Here is a 22,030-nt window from a genome sequence, read left to right as displayed (position 1 = left end):
TATTGACCGCATCGTAAACGTCACTCCGCGCGTATCGACGTTCGCATTCTGCGCGTGAATAAAATCTACGAAACGGTATTGATTTGGAGGTGGCAGATCTTCGCTGGCTCCCAGTCCAAACTGACGGCAGTGAGGCGTCTCGACACGAATGAACCCGTACTCGCCGTCGGGGCCATTCATATGCCTAGATAGATCCTTTGATAACCCGATGAGAGTCGCAGCGTTCTGTCCCTGCGCTGTCGAAACGACCGACAAGCCTGTTAATGCAACCAGAATGAGTAGTGACTTCACAAGTTGCCCAGTTGGTTTTTCGCGACGACGCATGATTGTGACACGTTCGATGCCATGCCCTTTTGGGCTAACGACAGATTCCGAAAAGGGTGGACGTAGTTATTGGCGTAGCTTTGCGGGCTGATCCTTGTCAGGCAAGGCGCAGGCACTGCTGCATCATTGGGGTGACGGTTGCAGGTGCTGCTGCGGGTTGCGTGCTCATGTGACCGGGAAAAGTTGCTTTGGCAGCCCGAGTTTACCAGCGGCCCGGGCGCGTCCGCGCGAACTTCGCCGTTTGGCCAGTTTCTGGTGATGGAGAGCGGTAGCGATCAGTATCACCCGGCTTTAGCATCCCGACCCGGCGCATAACGATAACAAGGACCAGCCATTCGACATCCTCCAGCAGATCGTCGACAATCAGCACGCGCTTCGAGCAACGACATGGCAGTGTCGCGTTGCCCAAAGGATCTGGCGTATGTCGAAGTCTTCGAACTGACGCACCGGGAATTACCATGAGATATCCGAGAACCTCGTTCATTCTGTCGGCGATCGATCCGGATCTTCTGTACCCGTGCCTCGAGGTTCGATTCGAAACCGACGACCTTGATGCGCTGCGGCGAATGGTCGACCCGAACGCATCCGAGGATGCGGACCTCGACGACTGCTATCTTCTGTCGCCGACACAGGTCGCCAACGTATGCGACGCCTTCGCGATCGAGTTTGAACATGGTTCGCGCGAAACCCTTCTCGCAAAATATGTGACGGCTCGCATTCTCGTACCGTACCTTGTCCATACCGGCTACGAGCTGGCTTTGATGGTGCAAGGGCGCAAACCATTCGGGTTCATTGAATTCAACAGCGAATGGCCGCCGTCGGTCGTACTGAAGGCTCGCTTCGACGAGTATGTGGCTCAAGGCGTCTTGCATTCCCAGGAAATCATCCGCGAGGTACCGGCTTGTCCAGGCCGCCCGGCGCGTCGAATCGGACAAGTTCTGTATACGCTCAAAGGCGAGGAGTGGCGCATCCCGGCTCTGGAATTTTTTCGTCAGAATCTCAACAGGGAAGGCGACGGCTGCGAGAACATGGTGCGCTTAGAGGGCGCGTTGCTCGGTTACGAGCGATGGCAAAACGACTGGTGGATCGACCATCTCGAGCGCAGCGGTACAGGCCTTTGTGGCATGTCCAGTATCGTCCAGGTGAACCGGGCGCAATTCGACTGGCTTGACCATGCGGGTTTCCGGGCGCTTCCGCCGGTCGACGCACCGACGTTCACACTATATTCGTCGCGTTGGTTCGACGAGGACGCAATGAAAGCCGCCATGCGGAACGACCAGACCATTGAAGCGTTCGTTCAGTTCAACGTCGGGTTGGTTCACATCATGCATGCAGCCGACTTTCGGACCGCAGGCCCTTATGAGATTCCGGCAACACTGATTCCGACGATAAACCATCACCTCTTGCGCGCGGTGAGGGTCTTGATCCGTCGAAGTGATTGCCTCGAAGCTTCCTCTTTGTAAGGAGGAGTCTGGCAAGTTCTCGCCGGCGGAGAAGCGGTCATATGAGTGACGACTGTAAGCAGTCGAATTTCTCTGGGAGGATTCCTTCGATGAAAGGATCGGGCCGACGACCTCTGCTACATAGCTTTCATTGAAAACCGATCATCATAGGGAAAGTGATCGACGCTATCCTTGATAACGGTAACAAAACAGCGGTTCGCGAGGAGTTCCATGCGCTCCTTCGGCGACAGTCCTTCTTCGTTGCACGATTCTGCATGAAGTTCCAAAAGATCAACCGTGCCGTCGACATTAAAGTGGAAGGTGTCGCCAAGGTGGTAATCGCGCCTAAAAGAAGTTCGCCATGATGAGTTGTGCCCCCACCCGTGGGCGAGATCGTGGTGCGGTCGTGTCTTTCTGCGAAAAGCCCAATAAAGAGTAGAAGCGTCAGCGACCTCTGGGCGCATGACACTGGCGTTTGCAGATAGAGTGACGCCCGCCCGCATCAAAAGAAGCGGACCGAGCATCAGGCATGGCCAGTGATATTTGGCAATTTGAGGTGACTGAGCCGCCTCAGCAGAGCAAAGTAGAGCAGCGATCTCGTGATGGAAAGGCGAATATCGATCGGGTCGCACGACATCCAAGCCGATGCGTTCCGAGAAGCACACAAGCTCATCCTCCGAGATGGCGGGGCCACGCCACTCAGTTCCATCGGCTCGTCCACTCTGGAAACAAAGCACTAGAAGCTCGAAAACGCGGCTAGCTGCATAAAGCAACCAGCGTTCGTCTTCGGATACATTCGGAATAGGCCTACCGCTTCTTAAGCGAATGGATCGGAGCCGTTCGATTTCGGCGGGATTCTCTTCTATCCAAGGAATCAGCACATCGACGAACGCCATCTGGCCTTGGTATGCGAGCAGGTCGTCATGAAGGGATCGAAATGACATATAGAAATACTCGCATCAAGAGGCTCGACGTAATCAGGGCCGCGACAACTCAGAGAAATACATGGGTCCCTGCTTTGCAAGACCGATACTGGACGAAGCTGTCAGCATGGTTGCTACAATCATTGTAGCCGGGGAACCGCATGGCCCTATCTGGAGGGCCGCTCCGGGTCGGTTTCGGGCAACTGTGCTAGGGCAAGTGCAAGCAACCCCGGAAGGTAGCAGTCGGCCAATTCCGGACGTCCATCGTTGTGCTCCACATCGCTGACAAGCAGGCCGGGAAATGAAAGAACGCAATTCGTGACTTTTTTGACAATTTCGCACGCGATTTCGACTTATTTTTTACTTGTCGGAGCATCCCAGAACACGGGAAAGAAAGCACGCTAAGTCGGTTGCAGTGGTTGGCACCGATCGTGAACGACTGTCCGTACCCGTCCCCCTCGATTACCTGTTCCGACAAAGGTCGATAAATCTACGATCGAACGTGGCACAAGCACGGAATGAGCAGCACGAGCTTCTACAATTGGCGCTACCTATACAATTCATTGACTTCTGAACGGAATAAATTGACGCGATGAAAATCGAAGGCATCCTTGGTCGAGTCGACACTGGTCTAGTGAAACTGGGGGGGGACTCGCTACCCTGTCTGTACCGGATTGAGGTGGCCGGACACTACTATTTTTGCGATCCCGGGGAGTTCGCTGCGATTCACAAGCAAATCGCTCGGGCAAACACCGGTTCGCGGGTATATGGCATGGCCTATCGTACAAGGAGCAACAACGGCGTGAGCTGGCTTATCGGCGACGGATTCGAGCTTGCTCCGAAAAGTTGGTTGCGACAGGGGCTATGGGCCACGCTGATTTTTATCGTATCGCTCGGATTGATGTGGCCACTCGGATATCTGATCCTTGGTGGTGGCGACAATCTGTTGTCGAGGATCGGCGGTTTTTTTTATTCGATTGCGCTTTTGATCTCGGCTTTAGTCGGTTTCTTGGGGTTTGGAGGAGGGCTTCTGTCTATAGTTCGTATCGTGACTGCATTCGCACCTCATCGTCTATGTGCCGAGTTCAGCTATCGACATGCATCAAGGCATTTTGCGGCTAAGAAAGCATGAATTCCCTTCCACCAATGAAACTGATCTCGGGTCGTGCTCGAGCCATCGAGCAGCTTACGGTGACCACTGAGCACATCATCGGAGTAGATAACCTTAACCTGACTGAAGTCAGCAGCCAGTATGTCGTGCTCGTCCTTGATGGTGTTGATACGCCGCTCACGCTTAACTCCTTCGACCCTAGTACGCTGTTCATCGCGGAGGGGGATGCGGTAGAAGTGGCAGGCATTCGTCAAGGCAACCGCGTAGATGTCTACGGCATTCGAAACGTCACAGATGGGTCAGTCTATCTCGTACGTCCTGCTGGAATGTACAGCTGGTTTGGTAGCTATCTCGTAGCGGGCATTTGTACTTTTTCGGCTTGTGGCACCCTCCTTACGATGGGCTTGGGTGGTGAACGAGATCCGGCTGCTTACCTGCAGGTTATCGGGATCGCCGCCGCGATTGCCAGCGTCCCGTTCGGACTTGGATTGCTCGGAAGGCGTCTGGGCTACTCTAATCGGGCAGTTGAAGCGCATTCCCAATCCGGTGGAAAGCAGGAGATGATCGACGCGCAGTCAATCCTACAGTTGACGCCTGATGAGCTTAAACGAATTCGGCGGCTGGGATGACTTTGTCGACCGTTACCTTGCTTGATTTGACGGGGACGGCTGGAAGAAATGGCCATTAAACTTCTTTGGAATAGCTCTGACGAGCGGAAAGTTGGGGGATGCTTATCCACCGCGCATGAACGTCCGTTCTGGAGAACTGTGAAGGACCGCTCCGGGTCGATCTGCGCCGGTCGTGCGTCACAGGGCGGCGGCCGGCCGCGTTCGGCAGCCAAGAGCAGTCACTCAGAACACGTTCTTTAAAGCGAATATTGGCCGCCCAATAGCGAGTTGCTGCGAAGCATGCCGCGATCTTTCTTGGAAGATACTGCGAGCCGTCACTCCCGCGGCTTGTATAACGGCTTGTATAACCGACGTCAGCCGAGATAAACTCCGCCGCTACATCCAACTCTTTTTAAAAAAGGAGGTAAATATGGTTTTGCTCATGCGCCCACTGATGTTGGCACATTTGTTCAGCACATTCGCCTGCTCTTGCCTGAGTTCCATCGCGCTGCGATAACCCGGTCTGAGCAAAGCTTTCTCCTTCCGAGTCCTTTCTCGACTCCAAAGTTGTCGCCAGCGCTCCTGTTGACAGGGACGAACACGTCCCGAAAAAACGAGAGCAAGAGCATGACAACCCTGATTTCCGCACTTTCCTTGCAACTGGAAACCGGCCATGGCCCGCTATTCCAGGATCTTACCTTTACTGTAAAACTTGGCGACCGCATCGGCCTGATCGGCCACAACGGCTGCGGCAAGACCAGCCTGCTTGATGTATTGGCGGGCAGCCGCGAACCCGGTGTCGGTAGCGTGCAATATGCGGCAATGTGCCGCCTGCAACACGTCGAGCAGCATCTACCGCCAAGACTTGCCGACCTGACGACGCGAGAGGCGTTGCTGAAGAGCGTCGGCGGGCAACGGGCCGAGCATTGGCGGGTAGACAGTCTACTGGACGATTTAGAGCTGGCCACTGCGGCGGACATACCCGTTTCCGACCTGAGCGGCGGTCAGCACACGCGTTTGCTGTTGGGACGTGCCGTACTTGCGCAGCCGAATCTGCTGTTGCTTGATGAACCAAGCAATCATCTGGATCTACCCTCGTTGTTGTGGCTGGAAAATTTCCTGCGCCGCTGGCAGGGGGGCTTCATCCTGGTATCGCACGACGCGCGACTTCTGGACAGCCTCAGCAACAGAAGCTGGATTCTGCGCGATCAGCGCTTGTATAGTTTCGATATGCCGTGCAGCCGGGCCCTGGTCGCGTTGGCTGAGGCCGATGCAACGGCACAGGCGCGTCATGCAGGCGAGCAAAGCGAGATAGACCGGCTGGCCGCCAGCAGCAAACGTCTGGCCATCTGGGGGCGCGAGCACGACAACGAGAAACTGTCGCGCCAAGCCAAGTCCATGCAAAGGCGTGTCGAAAAACTAAAGGAAGACCAGACCTTTGTGAGTCGCGGCAGCCCGTGGCGCTTGAAGCTACAAGGGAGGCCATTTGCGGCTGACCGTCTGATGGCCTTCGAAGGGCTGCATGTACGCGCCCAGGCGGACGAACCGATCCTGTTTGAGGTTCACGATTTGTGGTTGAGGCCAGGTGACAAGGTCGCGGTCCTGGGCAGCAATGGCACGGGCAAATCCTCGTTGCTGCGCCAGTGCTGGAGCGATCTGCAGCGGGGGGAAGCGCGCATGGGTTGGCGTTATCATCCGGCCGCACGCATCGCCTACTACGATCAGTCATTGCATCAACTGGCCGACGACGCCACTTTGTCTGACGCTCTATATAAATTCGCGCCCGTCGGAGACAGAGAGCGACGGCAGGCTTTGATTTCCGCCGGGTTTGCGTATGTCCGCCATGGTCAGACCGTCGCCACGCTCAGTGGCGGCGAGCGGGCTCGTCTGCTCTTTCTCGCGCTGTCCATGGCGAGCTACCACCTGTTGTGGCTCGACGAGCCGACCAATCACCTGGATATGGAAGGTAAGCGCGAACTTGCTGCCGCACTGGCGGCGTTCGATGGCGGTTTCATCCTGGTTTCGCACGACCGCGAATTGATCGAGCACAGTTGCAATCGCTTCTGGGCAATCCATAACGGGCGCTTGCAGGAATTGCCGGATGCGGAAAGCGCGTATCGAAATTTGTTCACATCTCGTGAGCCCGCTGTACCCGAGCAGATTCCGACCACACGGAACCACACCGGCGTTCAATCCACCAGCAGTGACGCTGAGGCACTGTGGCAACGGTGGTGTCAGTTGGAGACCTTGCTGGCGGCAGAACTCGTACGCAAGCCCAAACATCAAAAGCCGCGACTGCAGGAACAGTGGCGGGAAGAAATGCGGCAACTGGAACGGGAGCTTGGGCTTTAAGGCGTATGTGACGGGTACGGTTCGCAGCAGCGCGGCGACGTCTGACTGGCTATAGGCAGAGACTGGTGCGGTGCCTCTTGGTGCCGCCCGCCGCCAGTATCCTGCGATTCCACACCCGCTTCACGTTCTGATCGAACGAATGGCCGATATCGAAAAGCTCGAGTGTCGCTTTCGGGTCGACCACGGTCAACCAGCTCCGACCAGCCGCCCACGACCAATCGCTCGACGCCACGGGCCAGTCTGTTGATAATCAGGACATGATCCGCCGACTCAAGGCGTCACTTCTAACCCAAACAATCGCGATCGACACGTCTTTTGCGCATTTCTTGCCGGAGTTACTTGTGTACATCGATGTACCCCGCGGTCTCGTGTTCTTCGACCAAACTGACGCTTTCCTTCCCGAGCCGGCGTTAGTGCAATACGACCGTGATTCGAAAACGATTACATCGATCGCCGGCGCGCAGACGGACGATACGGTGTGTGATGTATCGCGCGACGGCCGTCGCCTTGCATTGGCATCGGCGTCGTGGATAGTCGCACGCAATACCAACCGCAGCCGCTTGACCGTAGTTGCCGATGGCACCGTCCTGCATCAGACCGACAAGTTTCTGTCGTTCTGGACGCGCCTGGATCCGTCCGGGCGCTATGCGCTGGTAAGCGCCTTCAAGAGCAATGACAAAGGCCGTCCGGTGGTGATCGATCTGGACACCGGCGAGCATGGCGATCCTGTCGCGCGTGATTTCGATGCACGTTTCGGCGACGTGGATCCGGTCGACGGACTCCTTTGGGCTCCAGACGAACGAACCGGGAATTCGGTGCTGACCGTGAATTGCCGCAGCGGCGAGATCAATAAGGTCAATCTCCCGGCGGGCGGCAAGGTCAAGCGCCTGCGCTTTGCGCGCGATGGGTCGGTCATGTTCGTCGCGAGCGATACCAATCAATTGCTGTGCTGTGACCGGAATGGCTCGGTGGTATGGTCGCGCGATATTGGCGAATTTGGCGAGGTTCGCTCGGCCAACATCCTGTTTAACGAGAGTGGCAGCCATTTGTGCTTACCCTTGCCGGAAACGGCACGCTGCAATTGGGGCGAGGATCTGGTGATCGACGCACATACCGGTGCGGTCGAACATGCCATTCAACGTCACCGTGGGCCGCCCGCGCGACTGGCAGCAGATTGGTTCGGCGACCGGCTGCTGACGCATGGCGGTGAAATCGTCGATTTTTATACCGGCAAGGTGACGGACATGCTGTCGTTCAAAAGCGGCAGTAGCGCGATCGCGGGAAACCTCGGCTGCTGACATATCGATACCCCACCGCCTCACTCGGTCAGCAACTCAACACCGCGACGCGACGAGATCCCGGCCAGCTGTTCAGCAGGCTGCGGCCGCGCGAACAGAAACCCCTGCACCTGGTGGCAGCCGATTTCCTGCAGGAACGCGAGCTGCTTCTCCGTCTCGACGCCCTCCATCACGACATCGAGCCCCAGCGCGCGCCCCATCGCAACGATCGCGCGCACGATTGCATCATCCGTGCTGCCCGAACCGCAGTCCGTCAGGAACGACCGATCGATCTTCAGCGTATCGACGGGCAGATCCTTCAGGTACACCAGCGACGAATAGCCCGTACCGAAATCGTCGATCGCCAGGCTGATCCCCCGTGTCGCCAGTTCGCGCAGCAGGATGCCGATTTCCTCGCGGGTGTTCATCGCCATGCTTTCGAGCAACTCGAGCTGCAGGCATTCGGCCGGCAACGCGGTTTCGCTGAGGATGGTCGTCAGGTCGCTGAGGAAATGGTCGGTAAAGCACTGCCGCGCCGACACGTTCACCGACACCCGCCCGAACTCGAAACCCTCGTCGAGCCAGCGGCGCGCCTGTCGGCAGGCTTCGCGCAGCACCCACCGGCCGATCGGGACGATCAGCGCCGACCGCTCAGCCAGCCCGATGAAGTCGCCCGGCGGCACCAGGCCCTTGCGTGGATGCAGCCAGCGCAGCAGCGCCTCCACGCCGACGATCCGGCCGCTGGCCAGATCGTATTGCGGCTGGTAGAACAGCCGGAATTCGTTCTGCTCGAGCGCGCGGTGCAGCTCGCCGAGCGTCTCCAGCTGCTCCATCGCCGACGACGTCATCTTGCTCTCGAAGAACTGGAACACGTTCCTGCCGCGGCTCTTCGCGCCATACATCGCCTGGTCCGCGAGCAGGATCAGGTGCTCCGCCTCGGTGCCGTCGTCCGGATAGATGCTGATGCCGATGCTCGGCGTCACGAAGATCTCGCGACCGCCGACATCGATCGCCCGCGCCACTTCGTCCAGCAGCTTGCGTGCAACGCGCCCGACGTCGCGAACATCGTCGAATTCCTCGAGCACGAGCGCGAATTCGTCACCGCCCATGCGCGCCACCGTGTCGTTCGCGCGCACCGACGCGACGATGCGCTCCGCGACCTGCTTCAGCACCTCGTCGCCGGCGTTGTGGCCGAGCGTATCGTTGACCAGCTTGAAGCGGTCGAGATCGAGGTACATCACCGCGACCTTGCGACCGAGCCGCTTCGCGTGAGCGATCGCGTGCGCGAGCCGCTCCTCGAACAGCGCCCGGTTCGCGAGATCGGTGAGCACGTCGTGCGTGGCGAGATAGCCCAGCCGCTCCTCCGCCTGACGCCGTTGCGTGATGTCGGAGAAGATCGCCGCATAGTGCGAGATCTCGTCATCGTTGTCGCGAATGCTGGTGATCGTCAGGTATTCCAGAAACAGCTCGCCGGTCTTGCGGCGATTCCAGATTTCGCCTTGCCAGTGGCCATCGGTCGTCAGCGAATGCCACAGCTGCTTGTAGAAATCCGGCGTCTGGCGCCCGGAACTCAGCAGGCCCGGGTTGCGCCCGATCACTTCGTCCGCGGTGTACCCGGTCAGGCGCGTGAAGGCCTGGTTGACGCGCTCGATCCTCGCGTGCCGATCGGTCACCATGATGCCTTCGAGCGCCGATTCGAACACCCGATCCGCCATGCGCAGGTTGAAGCGCGCGAGACCCAGCGCTTCGTCGCGCTCGCGCACGGCGCTGCGCAACTCGTTCGCGTATTCATGCTCGATGCTCTGCAGCACGTCCGCGAAACAGAGCAGCCCGGTCAGCCTGCCCGCCTCGTCCCGAATGCCGACGTGCCGCATATTGTGCTCAGTCATGAAGCGCTGTGCTGTATACAAACTCTGCTTCGCGCTCAGCATCTGCAGCGGCTTGCTCGCGTAGACCCCGACCGCGCCCTGGGACGCGCCTTCCGCCAGGAGCCGGACGATGTCCCGCTCGGTCAGGATGCCGTGCTCGCCGTCGTCGTAGCCGACCAGGATCGCATCGATTCGTTGCGTGCGCATCTGCGTGACAACGTCGTGCAGCGCGACCTGCTCGGACACCACGACGGGCGGATGGACGCGGATCGATTCGATCGGTTTCAGGTGCAGGAAGAACTCCGGCCCCTGGTTCACGACGACGTCGGTCTGCGTCAGCACGCCGATCGCGGCGTTGTCGCGGACCACCACGAAGTGCCGGACGCCCGACTGCTTGAACTTCATCGCGGCCTCACCCAGCGGCGTGTTGGCCTCGAGCGTCAGCACCGGATGGCTCATTACCTCGCTGACCGGCCGATCGAGCCCGTGCGGATCGTCGCCGGCCGACAGTGCATCGCGCTCGGTCCAGATCCCGACGACCTGTTCATCCTCCATCACGACGATCGAGCTGCAACGCTCGATGAACATGCGTCGCGCGACCTCCCGCACCGGCGTGGCGGGCATGCAGGACAGAATCTGACGCGCGACGAGGCGCGCAATCGGAACATCGTAGCTGCTCGGATACATTCTCTAACCAAGACGAAAAGCCCTCGCCGGCGCGCTTCGATCCGGCAACCTTCAGGCTCGCCCGCGGCGACAGGCGCGGTGCGATCTCGCTCGCCTCGAATGGTTGCGTACTCATCGAACTCGCAGACGGGGCATTGACCCATCGTGTGAGGCGTCGCGGCGGCGAGCGTGGCACATGAGCCGCGACGTCGCATTTGACGATCCCTTGTCCAGCGGGTTCAGACGCCGGAGCGCCGCCCACTCGGAGGCAGCCGCCCTGAGTTAACGACAGATTCGTGGAAGAGTTGAGTGCCGTGACGACATTCGTGCTGCGGGACGGCAAGTCGAGCGGCTGCGGGGCGGGTGAACCGTCAATGCGGCCGAGACACCCCCGGCTTCAGCAGGGCTTTTTGTTACACGCGGGTGACAAGGCGTCGCATGGACCGGCGGCGGCGCTCATGGAGGAATGGAACCCGTCCACGGCTGCCGTGAAGTCCGGGCGATCCGTCGGACGAGACTCGAGATCGGGCGGCCAGCTGCGCCCCGGCCGCTTGCGGCCGTCTGCCATGAACGCTCGAATCGTTGACGATCCGAGCGCTCATGGTCATATGGAACCACCAGAATGCTGCCAGCCCGGCGTATTGCACCCACTACTCCGGGCTTCCGGGCCTGCAATTTGAAGATCAGAAGCTATGGTGCATGCCGATGTTGACCTGAACCTGGTTACCGCCCGATGAGGTGTTGCCAAAGTCGGCAGCCGAAGCCTGAGCGCCCTGGGCATGGACGTAGGCGCCCACGGCGTAAACCGACGTGCGCTTCGACAGCGCGTACATGGCACCGAGCGACGCCTGGTTGATCGAAGCCATCGTGCGGCCTTCGGCAGCCTGGCTGGGTGTGGCTGCGGAACCGTAGACATACGTGTACCCGGTGGCCAGCGACAACGCCGGGGTGACCTGGTACTGCAGGAGCGCACCCAGCACGTTGAAGTGGATCGACGGCTGGCCGTTGTTGCCTTGGTACTGCGCATTCGAGTACCGCAAGCCCGCCGTGTACGGACCGATCTGGTATTGAGTTGCGATCTGGGCGATGCCCGCGCTCTTGAACGCATTACCACCGTTATAACCCGAGCTCGGATAGCCCAGCGCGGTACCGAAACCCGGTTGTGCCGTTGCGTTCTGCCACCCGTTCTCACCCTGGTTGGCCGCGCGGAAGTAGCCGCCGGCGACGGTCAGGCCGCCTTGAGCGTAGTTCGCCGCCACCGACCACGATTGCCCCGAACCCATCGCACCGGCAACACCGCCGAACGAGTACGCGCCTTCAGCCTGGAAGCCGTTGATGACCGGCGAAATGTACTTCACGGCGCTGTTCTGGTTCGTCGTGTTGTCGTTGTTGTCGACGTCGCCCGGGGTCGAGAATGTCGACGCTGAAATGGCGTCGCCCGTCAGGCCCTGCACCATTTCCGTTACGGCATCGAGCTGGCGCCCCATGCGCAGCGTACCGTACCGATCGGAAGCAATGCCGACGTATGCCTGGCGGTTGAACAACGAACGCGTGGCACCAATCGGCCCTTGGCCGTTTATGCCGCCCGTACCGATATTGAAACCGTTTTCGATCTTGAATACCGCCTTGAGGCCGCCGCCGAGGTCTTCGTCCCCCTTGAGGCCCCACTTGTTCGAACCTACGGCGCCGCCGTCGAGGCCGAACCGCTTGTGGCCATTGATGTTCGAGGTGTAGCCGATACCCGAATCGAGCATGCCGTACAGGGTGACCGACGACTGCGCCATTGCTGCCGAAGATGCGGCGAATGCGGCAACAGCGATAACGCTGACGTTGACGTTTTTGTTTTTCATCTGTATTTCACTGTCAGGAGTGGTTTTGGGATTGTTTGAAACGGGTTGTGTCGTATTCGAATGCAGACGGCGGCGCACGGCCTGCGCGTCGTCTCGGCCGCAACGGCCAGCGTCATATTCGCCAAATCGGCATAATCAAATCAATCATTTCGTCATCCTCAAAATTTCATGCGGAGAAGCATCGCGCATCTCGACCTGTCCGGCACTCTTTCGATCAGAACAATCGCGGCGTCCCCACCTGGATCAAAGCCGCTTCCTTGCTTCCGTTGTCGCTCCAGCCCTACGGCACCGTGGATCGAGAATGTGCCGAGTCGCCTGTTTGCTGCATCAATACCTTGCCTTCCAGCTCCGGCGAAACTTCACCGTCGATCACGCGAAGAAACTTGCCCCCTGCGCGGTGATTTCCGGGCGCGCCTTGGCCACGAGCGCGCACTAGAGGATTCATTCGAACTGACGTCCTCCCGCCGTATTCATGATTCGGCGAACCGATGTGCCGAATCCGCGAAGCCGGACAACTCGAGCGGATCACCGCGCTCAGCCGAACCTTCCCCGATCGCATTTCGGAGCAGTCCGGCGTCGTCACGTCCAGCGCCCGTGCAATGCCTGCGAGCAAGGTCGGCGATGACGAAACCGGACCACGCTCCACCTGCTACAAAAGACCGTCTGGACGTACCGACCGCCATTACAGGCTGCTTGAGCGTCCGGTTCAACCGCTGGCGAAGTACGCGAACCTAATCGCCGGGCACCAACGTGGACGGATCGCGCTTAGCAAGTGCGAAAGACCATATCAGGAACATAATTTTGCGTCAAAAATTGTTTGATATAAGTTAATCTGGTTTGATAACGTTGCGCCATGCCGGACTTACCCTTATAGGAACTGGCCCGAGGACACCGCGTCAGCAAGATCCGCGCCGTGACGCTGATCCACGATCAGACGAAAACCTGGTGTCGAACGGGAGCGCTTATGCGCTGACGACAGACGCTCCCTATCCGACGTCGAGCCGGGGCCAAAATGGCAGCGGTAAGCGAGGTATCCTGACTCGCATCGCAGGGCACCAGCCCGCCGAGACAGACGCTGCAGGCCGTTCTCTCGAAGTGCTCGCTGCATCGAGGTTCCCGTCGCTTCCGCATCCGCTGCCCGGGCCTTGATGATTCCGTGACCGCGTGTGACTCCTTTCCAGAAATGCGCCCGGCTGCTTCCGGTACCTGAATGAATTCAAGTCCCGTTCGACTCCGTGAACACGTGCCGTCCGACATCGAGCGATTTTGCGAATTGCAGATGAGCTCGCAAGTGGCCCGCTACGTGTCGTGGCTCCCGCGAACGAGAGCGCAATGTGAACATGCGTTGGCGGACGCGATCGCACAGCAACGATCCGCGGAGCGGATACGCTTCTTCTACGCGGTTGAATGTCAGCACGTGAAGGGAATGATCGGGAGTGTCGGCTACACGATCCGCGACTCCGTTTCGGCTGATTGTGGCTGGTTTTTATTGCCTGACTTTTGGGGAAAGGGCTACGCGGCTCATGCGATTCGTGCGCTGCTCGTTCTCGCGTTCGGCTCGGGCAGGATGACGAGCATGACGGCGTCATGCGCTATCGAGAATCGAGCCTCTCTTCGCGTCGCCGAAAAATGCGGGTTTCGCCTGATAGCCACGACAGGTGATCGATGCACCTTCGAAATCCACAAGGAAGAAGTCAATCGCCACAGCGTGAAGATGTGAACCTCTTGGTGACTTTGTAACCGCCAATCACGTGGCATCCGTGCTTACGATGAAATATCAAATAATTCCACAGTCGATTGATATTGATTCTGCACGCAATGAATTTATTCATACTTTCCCCGCATTCAAGGATGCAATTTTCATGTGCAAGCTTTGCTCATTGAATAATCTTCCCGAAAAGAGACGGTATAAGACAGAATCGACGACTCGCGACTGCGGACGTTGGAAATTTTTCAAAGCAGCGACCTTCTCGGTGCACATGGTGCACGTCACATTTGGTCTTTTGAGGGCGACATGGACGGAATAGCCAAGGCACTTGTACTGGCCGTGAGGTACATCGATCAGCGGAGTAACTTGCACACCGAGGACGACGACGTCAACGCACTTGAGGAGATCGCAGCGGCACTTGCAGTTGCATCGACAACAGAGCAGGATGCCTTTGCCAGGATGGCAACGTCGCTTGGCTTCCCTGAGCTAGTGGAGCAACTCGGCCTGGATTCGCCGCGATGACCGCATCGGGCGGCAGCCGGCCAAACAGAGGCAGTCGACCATTGTGTCAAGATTGATAACACTGCGAACCATTCCAACCAAGGCAAAACAATGATGACTTCCGGCGACGGCCTGACCAGTCCCGCGCGGCTCCTGCGACTCGCCTCATGGGTAATCGCGATCATCTTCGCCGTCTTTCTGAACATGCTCGGCAGCCTCGTGATCCGCGACATGGCGTTTGCCCCGACGGGCGGCCCGCCCGTCATCGAGCAATTCGCCGATGCGCCGACGAAAGCGCGGCTGGACGCAGCGCGGCGCAATCTGCAGGCGCAGCACAACGCGCTTACCGACAAGGCCGACACCATGGAGGTCGCGCGCGGCCGCGCCGCGAAGGAGTAGGCGGCCGAGAAAGAAAGCTTCCGCAACTGGCTGGCAACGCGCTCGGTAACCGGCGACAGTGCGAGGGACCCCGACATTCTGGCGAGAACTCGCAAGCTGGATTCGCTCCAGGCCGTGGTGGTCAACTGGCAGCATCAGATCGATGCGATCAACGATCAGCAACGGGCGCTGGCATCGCAGCTGACTCAAGTAGACACGCAAATCGCCGAAGCGGACGCAGCAGCCGAACGGCGCTTCGACGAAGCGACACGGCACTACGAGTTGCAAGTGTTCGGACTGCGGCTTGCGCTGACGCTGCCGATACTGCTGGTTGCGATCTGGTTGTTCATACGCTATCGCAAGATACGCTACTGGCCTTTCGTGTACGGTTTTGGCCTGTTTGCACTGAGCGCGTTCTTCATCGAACTGGTCCCGTACTTGCCGAATTTCGGCGGCTATGTCCGGGTCCTGGTGGGCATTGCGCTCACGGTGTTCGCCGGCCTTTACATGATGAAGGCCTTTCAGCGCTATGCCGAACGCAAACGGCTCGAATTGCAGCAGGATCAGGGAGAACGCGCGCGCACGATCGGCTACGAAAAAGCCGTTCGTTCGCTCGAAAAAAAGCGCTGCCCGTCATGCGACAAACAATGGAATCTCGGCGGCGACGACTCCACGTTCTGCGTGCATTGCGGATTACGACTCTTCAATGTCTGCGAATGCGGCGGCCGGAATTTCTTCTTCTTCCCGCATTGCCATCAATGCGGTGCGGCTCAGGGAAATGAGGTGCCGGCGTCGTCCGACTGACAACTGGTGTCGGCGTACGGCGGCTGTGGAGCGTTGTCGATAGCCTTCAGCGGATCGGGTCGGGTCAGTCGCGGAACCAGGCAGCGACCGGGTTCGGCGGCGGATTCAAAAGGTCGTCCGGCACGGGCCGCTCGATCGTTCACAATCCTCGACCCGTCGCCCTCGCTCGTTGAATCCGCAACCATCCGCGAACGCCGCCGATGCCGTCACGCGTGCGTTTCAGCGACAGCTTCGCCCGGCTTCACTGCCATTCGCCGGGATGACAGACCACCCAACCCGGATGATAGCTATCCATGTCCGTGTGCCCCCAGCACCAGCCGTGCTGGCGAATGGTTTTCATCATCAGCTCGCGTTGTGCGCACGCACTGCCCGGAGCATATTGCCCGTCAGGCAATAGTTTCGGTGCCGCGCCGTTCCTGCATTGGCCATCAACCGCTTCTTCCTGACGCATCAACTCCTGGACAGCGGGTGGAACGGTGCGGGCCAGCGTGGCCTTGTATTCGATGCAGGCGGCCGCCTTGGGGTCGTTGGATTTGCCGGCACATCGGGACTGGAGCTTGTCGATGTTTCTCGACACTTCCGGCGGATACGTTTCGGCGTGCGCCGCTGTAACACATCCCGCCAGCAACAGGCTGGCGGCGGCAAGAGATCTGATCAAAATCATTTCGTGAAGGACACGATGCATCGGGTAGCCCAGGAACCGGCGAATTATGGCACGTGCGCGTTTTCAACGACTCGCCGGGCAAGGGTGTCCGGACATCCCTCGGCGACGCAACGGGACACTCACGAACACGGCCGGCGCCCCGCGGATTGCTCCAGTCGCGCGAGGTACGCATCGCCCCATTGCTTCATCGCCTCGAGCACCGGGGCGAGCGTTCTGCCGAATTCGGTCAACGTGTATTCGACGCGGGGCGGAACCTCGGCGAAAACCGTACGGGTCACGATGCCGTCCGATTCGAGCTCGCGAAGCTGCAACGTCAACGAGCGCTGGGTCACCACTCCGATCAAGCCGCGCAACTCGCCGAACCTTTTGGTACCGCCCAGCAGATAGTGCACGATCAGCGGCTTCCATTTCCCTCCCGCGACATCGACCGTCGCGGCGACCGAGCACGGATACGTGCTAACCGAAGATGTCATGCCGGCTCCCAATAGGATAATTTCTTTCCCTATATATCAAAGACGTGCCTTCTTGTGCAAAAGCGGTCGACCGCCGATAGTCCCGGCATCGTTACATCGGCCGCCGATAACCGGCGACCGGACTCATTCAAGGGATCAGATCGATGAAGGCCGCTTATTACGAACGTCAGGGCAACGCTTCGGAAGTGTTGAGGCTCGGGGATTTTCCGGTTCCGCAACCGGGTCCGGGCGAAGTCCGGGTACGCATCCACGCATCGGGCCTGAATCCCAGCGATATCAAGGCGCGTACCGGCTTCTCCGGCCGTTCCGCATTTCCGATGGTCATTCCGCATCAAGACGGTGCAGGCGTGATCGACGCGGTCGGTGCCGGCGTTGCGCCGACACGGACAGGCGAACGGGTGTGGCTGTTCGAAGCGCAATATCGCCGCCCCTTCGGCACGGCCGCGGAATATGCGGTCGTTCCGGAAGCACAGGCCGTTCCTTTGCCCGACAATGTTTCGTTCGAGGTCGGCGCCTGCCTGGGCATTCCGGCACTCACGGCCCATCGCTGCCTCTTCTCCGACGGCGACATCAAGGGTCGCGCGATACTCGTCCAGGGCGGCGCGGGAGCGGTCGGAACCGCAGCAATCCTGCTTGCAAAATGGGCCGGCGCGTGGGTCGCGACCACCGTTTCAACGCCCGCGCAGGCAGACGCCGCACGGCGTGCGGGTGCAGACCTCGTGATCAATCGACGGCTGCAGGATGTGGTCGCGATCGTGAAGTCGGCAACACGGCAGCGGGGAGTCGATCGTATCGTGGAAGTCAGTCTGCAAGACAACCTCGACATCGATATGCGCTGCCTCGCCAACGGCGGCATCATCAGTTCGTACGCCGTAGGATCCGCTGCCGATCAGGTGCCGCTTCCCCTGCTCGACGCAATGATCGCAGGCTGTACATTCCGGTTCGTTTACATTTACACCGTCCCGGCGGCCGCCAAGTCCGCAGCCGTTTCGGCGATCTGCCGATGCCTCGAGGACGGCGCCTATGTGCCGACCATAGGCATGCAATTCGCGCTCGACGCCATCGTTGAAGCCCACCAGGCTCAGGAATCTGGCCAGGTTATCGGCAAGATCATCGTCAGGCCACCGCTCGTCCGGTCGCATGAGCCGGCGGACGTTCAGCCGAATGATTGATCACCGCAAGGACGTGTCGGCAAGCCAGCGTCCCCGCATTCGCAATGCCGGGCACTTCCGGCGAAGGACGGCCGGGATTCGTGAGGCCCCCTGCCGCGAGATCGAACCGACGACGCTCATGTTCGAACGTGTCGTGGTCAGCGTCATGAAGCCCCCTCGAGAATGACGAAGGTCCCGGTTGCTGCCCCGGCGCGAAGTGCCTTGGCCGTCTGGTATTCGGGGCTCTCATAAAAACGCCTGGCCTCGGCGAACGAATCGAACTCGAGAACCACATGCCGCTCATGGGCCTCGCCTTCGAGGTTTTCATACTGCCCCCAGGCCGCAATGACCTTGGGGCCGAAAGCCTTGATTGCATCACCCGCGGCTTCTGCATAAGCAGCATAGGCGGCCGGGTCCGAAACGCTGACGTGTGCGACTAGATAACCCTTCGGCATGTCGATCTCTCTTTGGTAACGGGAACACGCGATTCAACGCGGGGCGGCGATCTTCAACGACTTGCGTCGACTGGATTGAGGTGCGATCGCCGGTTCTATTCCGACGCGACGCGCCGGAAAGGTTGAGGGCGCCTGCCCGCCTCCTGACGCTCGATCATCCAGCCGGGATAGCTGGCCGGCAAAGCACTCACGGCATCGAGACGCGCAAGCTCGGTCTCGGTCAGGACGACGTCGACCGCGCCGAGATTGTCTTCGAGCTGTTCGATCCGTTTGGCGCCGACAATCACGCTCGTGACATGCGGCCTCGCAAGTAGCCACGCGAGCGCGATCCGGGCGACCGAGACATCGTGCGCATCGGCGATGGTGCGCATCTCTGCAACGCACGGCCAGGCTCGATCAAGATCGACCGGCGGAAAATCGAAATGATTGCGCCGCGAACCACTGTCGGTCGACGTACCGGGGCCGAACTTCCCCGACAGCAACCCGCCGGCGAGAGGCGACCAGACGAGCAGCCCCATCTGCTCCTCGACGACGAGTGGCACCAGTTCGCGCTCGACGTCACGTCCGGCGATCGAATAGTAGGCCTGGAGCGTCTCGAAGCGCGTGGCGCGAAGCGCCGCACTCAGCCCGAGCGCCTTGCCGATCCTGCCCGCGCGCCAATTCGACACGCCGACATATCGGACCAGCCCCTGCCGCGTGAGATCGTCGAGGGCGCGCAGCGTCTCTTCGATCGGCGTGACGGGATCGTTGGCATGAATCTGGTACAGATCGATATGGTCGACCTGAAGCCGTTCCAGGCTTCTCTGCACGGAATCCATGATGTGGCCGCGCGACGCCCCCTGTTCGTTGGGCTTCCGGCCCATCACGCCGGCCGTCTTGGTCGCGAGCACGATCTCGCTGCGCGGCACGCCGATGTCCCGGAGGGCCTGCCCGACGATGCGTTCGGACTGGCCAAAGGAGTAAATGTCGGCGGTATCGATGAAATTGATTCCGTCGGCAAGCGCGCGGGCGATCAGCTGGTTCGCCTCGTCCTGTTCGACGGCGCCGATCGCCTTCCACATGCCGGCATCGGCATTGCCGCCCAGCGTCATCGTGCCGAGGCACAACTCGGAAACGTACAGGCCGGTGCGGCCAAGTTGCTTGTATTTCATCACCCTTCCCTTCAAACGTGGCTGGATGGCATGCGGCGGCGTCCGTTGCGTTGCGTCACGTCCCGTCGCGCATGCCGGGATTTCAGTTGCCTCGAGGTGTTCCGGACCGAAACTGTCCGGCGATCGTCGCGACGCGCATGCCATGGCGGCGTGCCGTCTCGAGGTCCCCCGATGACATTTCCTCGGGCGACGCATCGGCAGGCGTTTGCGCCATCGGCCCGATATAGGCGCCCATGCGATTCAGGTCGTCACGCATCGAGGCTTTCACGTTCGCCGGCTTGATGTCCATGCTGACCCAGATGCCGCCGTGCTGCCCGGCGAGCAGGAAGAAGTATTCGAGCGTGTTGAGCTTGTCGCCGTTGATGCTTGCGCTGTTGGTGAAGCCGCCAAAGATCTTGTTCCGCCATCCGCCTTCGAACCAGACCTTCGAGGATGCGTCGGCAAACTTCTTGAACTGCCAGCTCGGGCCGCCCATGTAGGTCGGCAAGCCGAACAGGATCGCGTCCGCGCCGGCGAGCATTTCCCAGGCATCCGCTGGAATGTTTCCCTCGCTGTCGATCGCGACGAGCACGGCGCGGGCGCCTTCGGCGACAGCGTTAGCCATGCGCTCGGTATGCCCGTGGCCGGAGTGGAATACGACGACTGTGTTGACCGGAGAGGCGTGTGGTGTCATGGGTGCTTCCTTTCGTTCGCGTTGTCCGCGGTGGACGACATGGAAAGCCACTCTACCGAGCCACAACTGAGTTATAAACGATGACAAATTGAACGTTCTGTTACTCCCTGGGTGAACAATGCAAAACCTCGACGCGCTTTTGATCTTTGCCCGTGTCGCCGAAATGACGAGCTTCACGCGCGCGGCCGAAAGCCTCGGTATCCAGAAGGGACGTGTGTCGATGGTGATCCGTGAACTCGAGCGGGACGTGGGCGTTGCGCTCCTGCACCGGACCACGAGGCGCGTTCAGCTGACTGAAGACGGGCGCGCCTTTTATTCACGCGCGCGCGACCTGCTGGCCGAAGTACAGGAGTTGCAATCGATGTTCTCCGGCAACGGCACACCGTTGCGGGGAAGGCTGCGCGTCGACATGCCCACCGAGCTGGCACGCAGCGTCGTGATTCCCGCACTCCCGCAACTGATGGCGGCGCATCCGGAACTGGAACTGGAACTTTCGAGCACCGATCGGCGTGTCGATCTCGTCCAGGAAGGATTCGACTGCGTGATCCGGCTCGGGCCGATCGTCGACGAGACGCTGATTGCCCGGCCGCTGGGAAAACTGCGGATGACCAATGCGGCGAGCCCGAGCTATCTGGCGCGGTACGGCACACCGCACACGCTCGATGATCTGCGCACGCAGGGACACCGAATGATCCACTACACGCTGACACTCGGTGCCAGGCATGCCGGATGGGAATACCCGGACGGCGACGGCTATGCGTCGCTTCCGCTGCCGAGCGCGATGCAGGTCAACAGTGTGCAGACCTATCATGCAGCCGGGCTGGCCGGCCTCGGGTTGATCCAGGCGGGATATCCGACGCTTGCGCACTACATTGAAAGCGGCGCGCTGGTGGAGGTGCTGCCCGACTTGCGTCCCGAGCCGCTCGCCGCGTCGCTTGTCGTGGCCCATCGGCGCAATCTGTCGCCTCGCGTCCGGGCCTTCATGGACTGGATCGAGGGGGTGTTGGAGCCTTATCTTGATTGAGCGGCGGGTGTGGTGGTTTATGTCCGGCGCGGGTCGTTCGGTCGTTCGGCGACACCTTCGTCGATCAGGTCTTGAATCGCGCTGGCGCTTGTACGTTCGTCGAAGGTCGCTTACTGGAACGCAAGTCGAATGGTCGTGACAGATCGCAATGGCTTACCGTCCGCATCATGGTATCGGGTACATCGGCTGGCAAGTAGCGCCGCTTTCGCACTGTCGTTCAGGCACGCGTACCCCGTCGATTCGACAACAGTCACGTTTTCAACCTGACCGTTGACGCTGATTTCGAAACGCAGCTTTACCGTCCCGCTTTCGTGTGCCCGCCGCGCCTCGTTCGGATAGTCCGGCCTGACCAGGTTGCATGTCGCCTGGTGAGCGACATCGGGCGCGGCCACGGACGACACGAGTGCTTCAGGCGTCACGGCAAAGGCCGATAATGCGGAACAACTCAGGCACGCCGTTGCGCCGTGTCGCAGAATCGGAAGAAGTTTTATTTTCCGCATGAGGTGCGAGTGGTCGGTGCGGATCAGTTTTTGAAGCAGTTGCGAAGCGTTGGATCAGAATCCATAGGTCAGGCGATCATAGCTGGACGGTCGCTTGATGTCCGCAGGCAGCACGATGAATGTCCGA

The 22,030-nt window shown here is 59.8% G+C and carries 18 protein-coding genes and 1 pseudogene; 10 read left to right on the top strand and 9 right to left on the bottom strand.

Annotated elements, in window-relative coordinates:
* Nucleotides 1–782: 782 nt before the first annotated feature.
* Nucleotides 783–1,787 carry a hypothetical protein gene (locus tag APZ15_RS42435; protein WP_226153239.1) on the top strand — a complete coding sequence of 335 codons (1,005 nt, stop codon included), beginning with the start codon at nucleotides 783–785 and terminating at the stop codon, nucleotides 1,785–1,787.
* Nucleotides 1,788–1,903: 116 nt separating this feature from the next.
* Here the strand turns inward: APZ15_RS42435 and APZ15_RS41470 are convergent, their stop codons facing one another.
* Nucleotides 1,904–2,710, bottom strand: a complete 807-nt coding sequence (locus APZ15_RS41470) for a hypothetical protein (protein WP_124919707.1) — start codon at nucleotides 2,708–2,710, stop codon at nucleotides 1,904–1,906.
* A 571-nt stretch (nucleotides 2,711–3,281) separates the two neighbouring features.
* Between APZ15_RS41470 and APZ15_RS41465 the strand changes: the two genes are divergently transcribed.
* From APZ15_RS41465 to APZ15_RS34135, 4 genes are all read left to right on the top strand, one after another.
* A complete protein-coding gene (locus APZ15_RS41465; RefSeq protein ID WP_138143345.1) occupies nucleotides 3,282–3,821 on the top strand; it encodes a hypothetical protein in 540 nt (179 codons plus the stop codon).
* On the top strand, nucleotides 3,818–4,429 hold the full coding sequence (locus APZ15_RS34145) for a hypothetical protein (protein ID WP_138143344.1): 612 nt from the start codon (nucleotides 3,818–3,820) through the stop codon (nucleotides 4,427–4,429). Before APZ15_RS41465 ends, APZ15_RS34145 begins: the two co-directional genes overlap by 4 nt.
* Before the next feature lie 606 nt (nucleotides 4,430–5,035).
* Complete coding sequence (locus tag APZ15_RS34140) at nucleotides 5,036–6,760, top strand: ABC-F family ATP-binding cassette domain-containing protein (RefSeq protein ID WP_027792051.1); 1,725 nt, start codon at nucleotides 5,036–5,038, stop codon at nucleotides 6,758–6,760.
* A 257-nt stretch (nucleotides 6,761–7,017) separates the two neighbouring features.
* The gene (locus APZ15_RS34135) at nucleotides 7,018–8,058 is read left to right on the top strand and encodes a YncE family protein (RefSeq protein WP_201800285.1); all 1,041 of its coding nucleotides are present in this window, start codon (nucleotides 7,018–7,020) and stop codon (nucleotides 8,056–8,058) included.
* A 20-nt stretch (nucleotides 8,059–8,078) separates the two neighbouring features.
* Here the strand turns inward: APZ15_RS34135 and APZ15_RS34130 are convergent, their stop codons facing one another.
* Complete coding sequence (locus tag APZ15_RS34130) at nucleotides 8,079–10,592, bottom strand: EAL domain-containing protein (protein WP_027792053.1); 2,514 nt, start codon at nucleotides 10,590–10,592, stop codon at nucleotides 8,079–8,081.
* A 662-nt stretch (nucleotides 10,593–11,254) separates the two neighbouring features.
* Complete coding sequence (locus tag APZ15_RS34125; RefSeq protein ID WP_027792054.1) at nucleotides 11,255–12,421, bottom strand: porin; 1,167 nt, start codon at nucleotides 12,419–12,421, stop codon at nucleotides 11,255–11,257.
* A 1,210-nt stretch (nucleotides 12,422–13,631) separates the two neighbouring features.
* On the opposite strand from APZ15_RS34125, the gene APZ15_RS34120 reads away from it, so the two are divergent.
* The 3 genes and pseudogenes from APZ15_RS34120 (at nucleotide 13,632) to APZ15_RS34110 (ending at nucleotide 15,812) form a co-directional block, all read left to right on the top strand.
* Nucleotides 13,632–14,141 (top strand): GNAT family N-acetyltransferase, encoded by a 510-nt coding sequence (locus APZ15_RS34120; RefSeq protein WP_080981885.1) that lies wholly within the window; start codon nucleotides 13,632–13,634, stop codon nucleotides 14,139–14,141.
* 222 nt (nucleotides 14,142–14,363) lie between these two features.
* Nucleotides 14,364–14,651 carry a hypothetical protein gene (locus APZ15_RS34115; RefSeq protein ID WP_138143343.1) on the top strand — a complete coding sequence of 96 codons (288 nt, stop codon included), beginning with the start codon at nucleotides 14,364–14,366 and terminating at the stop codon, nucleotides 14,649–14,651.
* Between the two features lie 93 nt (nucleotides 14,652–14,744).
* Nucleotides 14,745–15,812: pseudogene (locus APZ15_RS34110) on the top strand (hypothetical protein).
* A gap of 241 nt (nucleotides 15,813–16,053) precedes the next feature.
* On the opposite strand, the gene APZ15_RS34105 reads toward APZ15_RS34110, so the two are convergent.
* On the bottom strand, nucleotides 16,054–16,476 hold the full coding sequence (locus tag APZ15_RS34105; RefSeq protein WP_027792056.1) for a hypothetical protein: 423 nt from the start codon (nucleotides 16,474–16,476) through the stop codon (nucleotides 16,054–16,056).
* Nucleotides 16,477–16,595: 119 nt separating this feature from the next.
* Nucleotides 16,596–16,949 carry a winged helix-turn-helix transcriptional regulator gene (locus APZ15_RS34100; RefSeq protein WP_027792057.1) on the bottom strand — a complete coding sequence of 118 codons (354 nt, stop codon included), beginning with the start codon at nucleotides 16,947–16,949 and terminating at the stop codon, nucleotides 16,596–16,598.
* 143 nt (nucleotides 16,950–17,092) lie between these two features.
* Between APZ15_RS34100 and APZ15_RS34095 the strand changes: the two genes are divergently transcribed.
* Complete coding sequence (locus APZ15_RS34095) at nucleotides 17,093–18,121, top strand: NADPH:quinone reductase (protein ID WP_049096281.1); 1,029 nt, start codon at nucleotides 17,093–17,095, stop codon at nucleotides 18,119–18,121.
* A gap of 143 nt (nucleotides 18,122–18,264) precedes the next feature.
* On the opposite strand, the gene APZ15_RS34090 is transcribed toward APZ15_RS34095, so the two are convergent.
* The 3 genes from APZ15_RS34090 to APZ15_RS34080 all read right to left on the bottom strand — a co-directional run bounded on the left by APZ15_RS34090 (nucleotide 18,265) and on the right by APZ15_RS34080 (nucleotide 20,379).
* Nucleotides 18,265–18,555, bottom strand: coding sequence for a DUF1330 domain-containing protein (locus tag APZ15_RS34090; protein WP_027792058.1), 291 nt, complete (start codon nucleotides 18,553–18,555; stop codon nucleotides 18,265–18,267).
* A gap of 95 nt (nucleotides 18,556–18,650) precedes the next feature.
* The gene (locus tag APZ15_RS34085; protein ID WP_027792059.1) at nucleotides 18,651–19,706 is read right to left on the bottom strand and encodes an aldo/keto reductase; all 1,056 of its coding nucleotides are present in this window, start codon (nucleotides 19,704–19,706) and stop codon (nucleotides 18,651–18,653) included.
* An 82-nt stretch (nucleotides 19,707–19,788) separates the two neighbouring features.
* Complete coding sequence (locus APZ15_RS34080; RefSeq protein WP_027792060.1) at nucleotides 19,789–20,379, bottom strand: flavodoxin family protein; 591 nt, start codon at nucleotides 20,377–20,379, stop codon at nucleotides 19,789–19,791.
* A gap of 118 nt (nucleotides 20,380–20,497) precedes the next feature.
* Between APZ15_RS34080 and APZ15_RS34075 the strand changes: the two genes are divergently transcribed.
* Nucleotides 20,498–21,403, top strand: a complete 906-nt coding sequence (locus tag APZ15_RS34075) for a LysR family transcriptional regulator (RefSeq protein ID WP_021160247.1) — start codon at nucleotides 20,498–20,500, stop codon at nucleotides 21,401–21,403.
* A gap of 110 nt (nucleotides 21,404–21,513) precedes the next feature.
* Here the strand turns inward: APZ15_RS34075 and APZ15_RS42795 are convergent, their stop codons facing one another.
* Nucleotides 21,514–21,903, bottom strand: a complete 390-nt coding sequence (locus APZ15_RS42795) for an energy transducer TonB (RefSeq protein WP_080981886.1) — start codon at nucleotides 21,901–21,903, stop codon at nucleotides 21,514–21,516.
* Between the last annotated feature and the right edge of the window lie 127 nt (nucleotides 21,904–22,030).

It is taken from the genome of Burkholderia cepacia ATCC 25416, assembly GCF_001411495.1.
Lineage (GTDB): Bacteria > Pseudomonadota > Gammaproteobacteria > Burkholderiales > Burkholderiaceae > Burkholderia > Burkholderia cepacia.
Note: the sequence above shows the minus strand (reverse complement) of the source record. Positions and strands in the feature narration are given on the sequence as shown.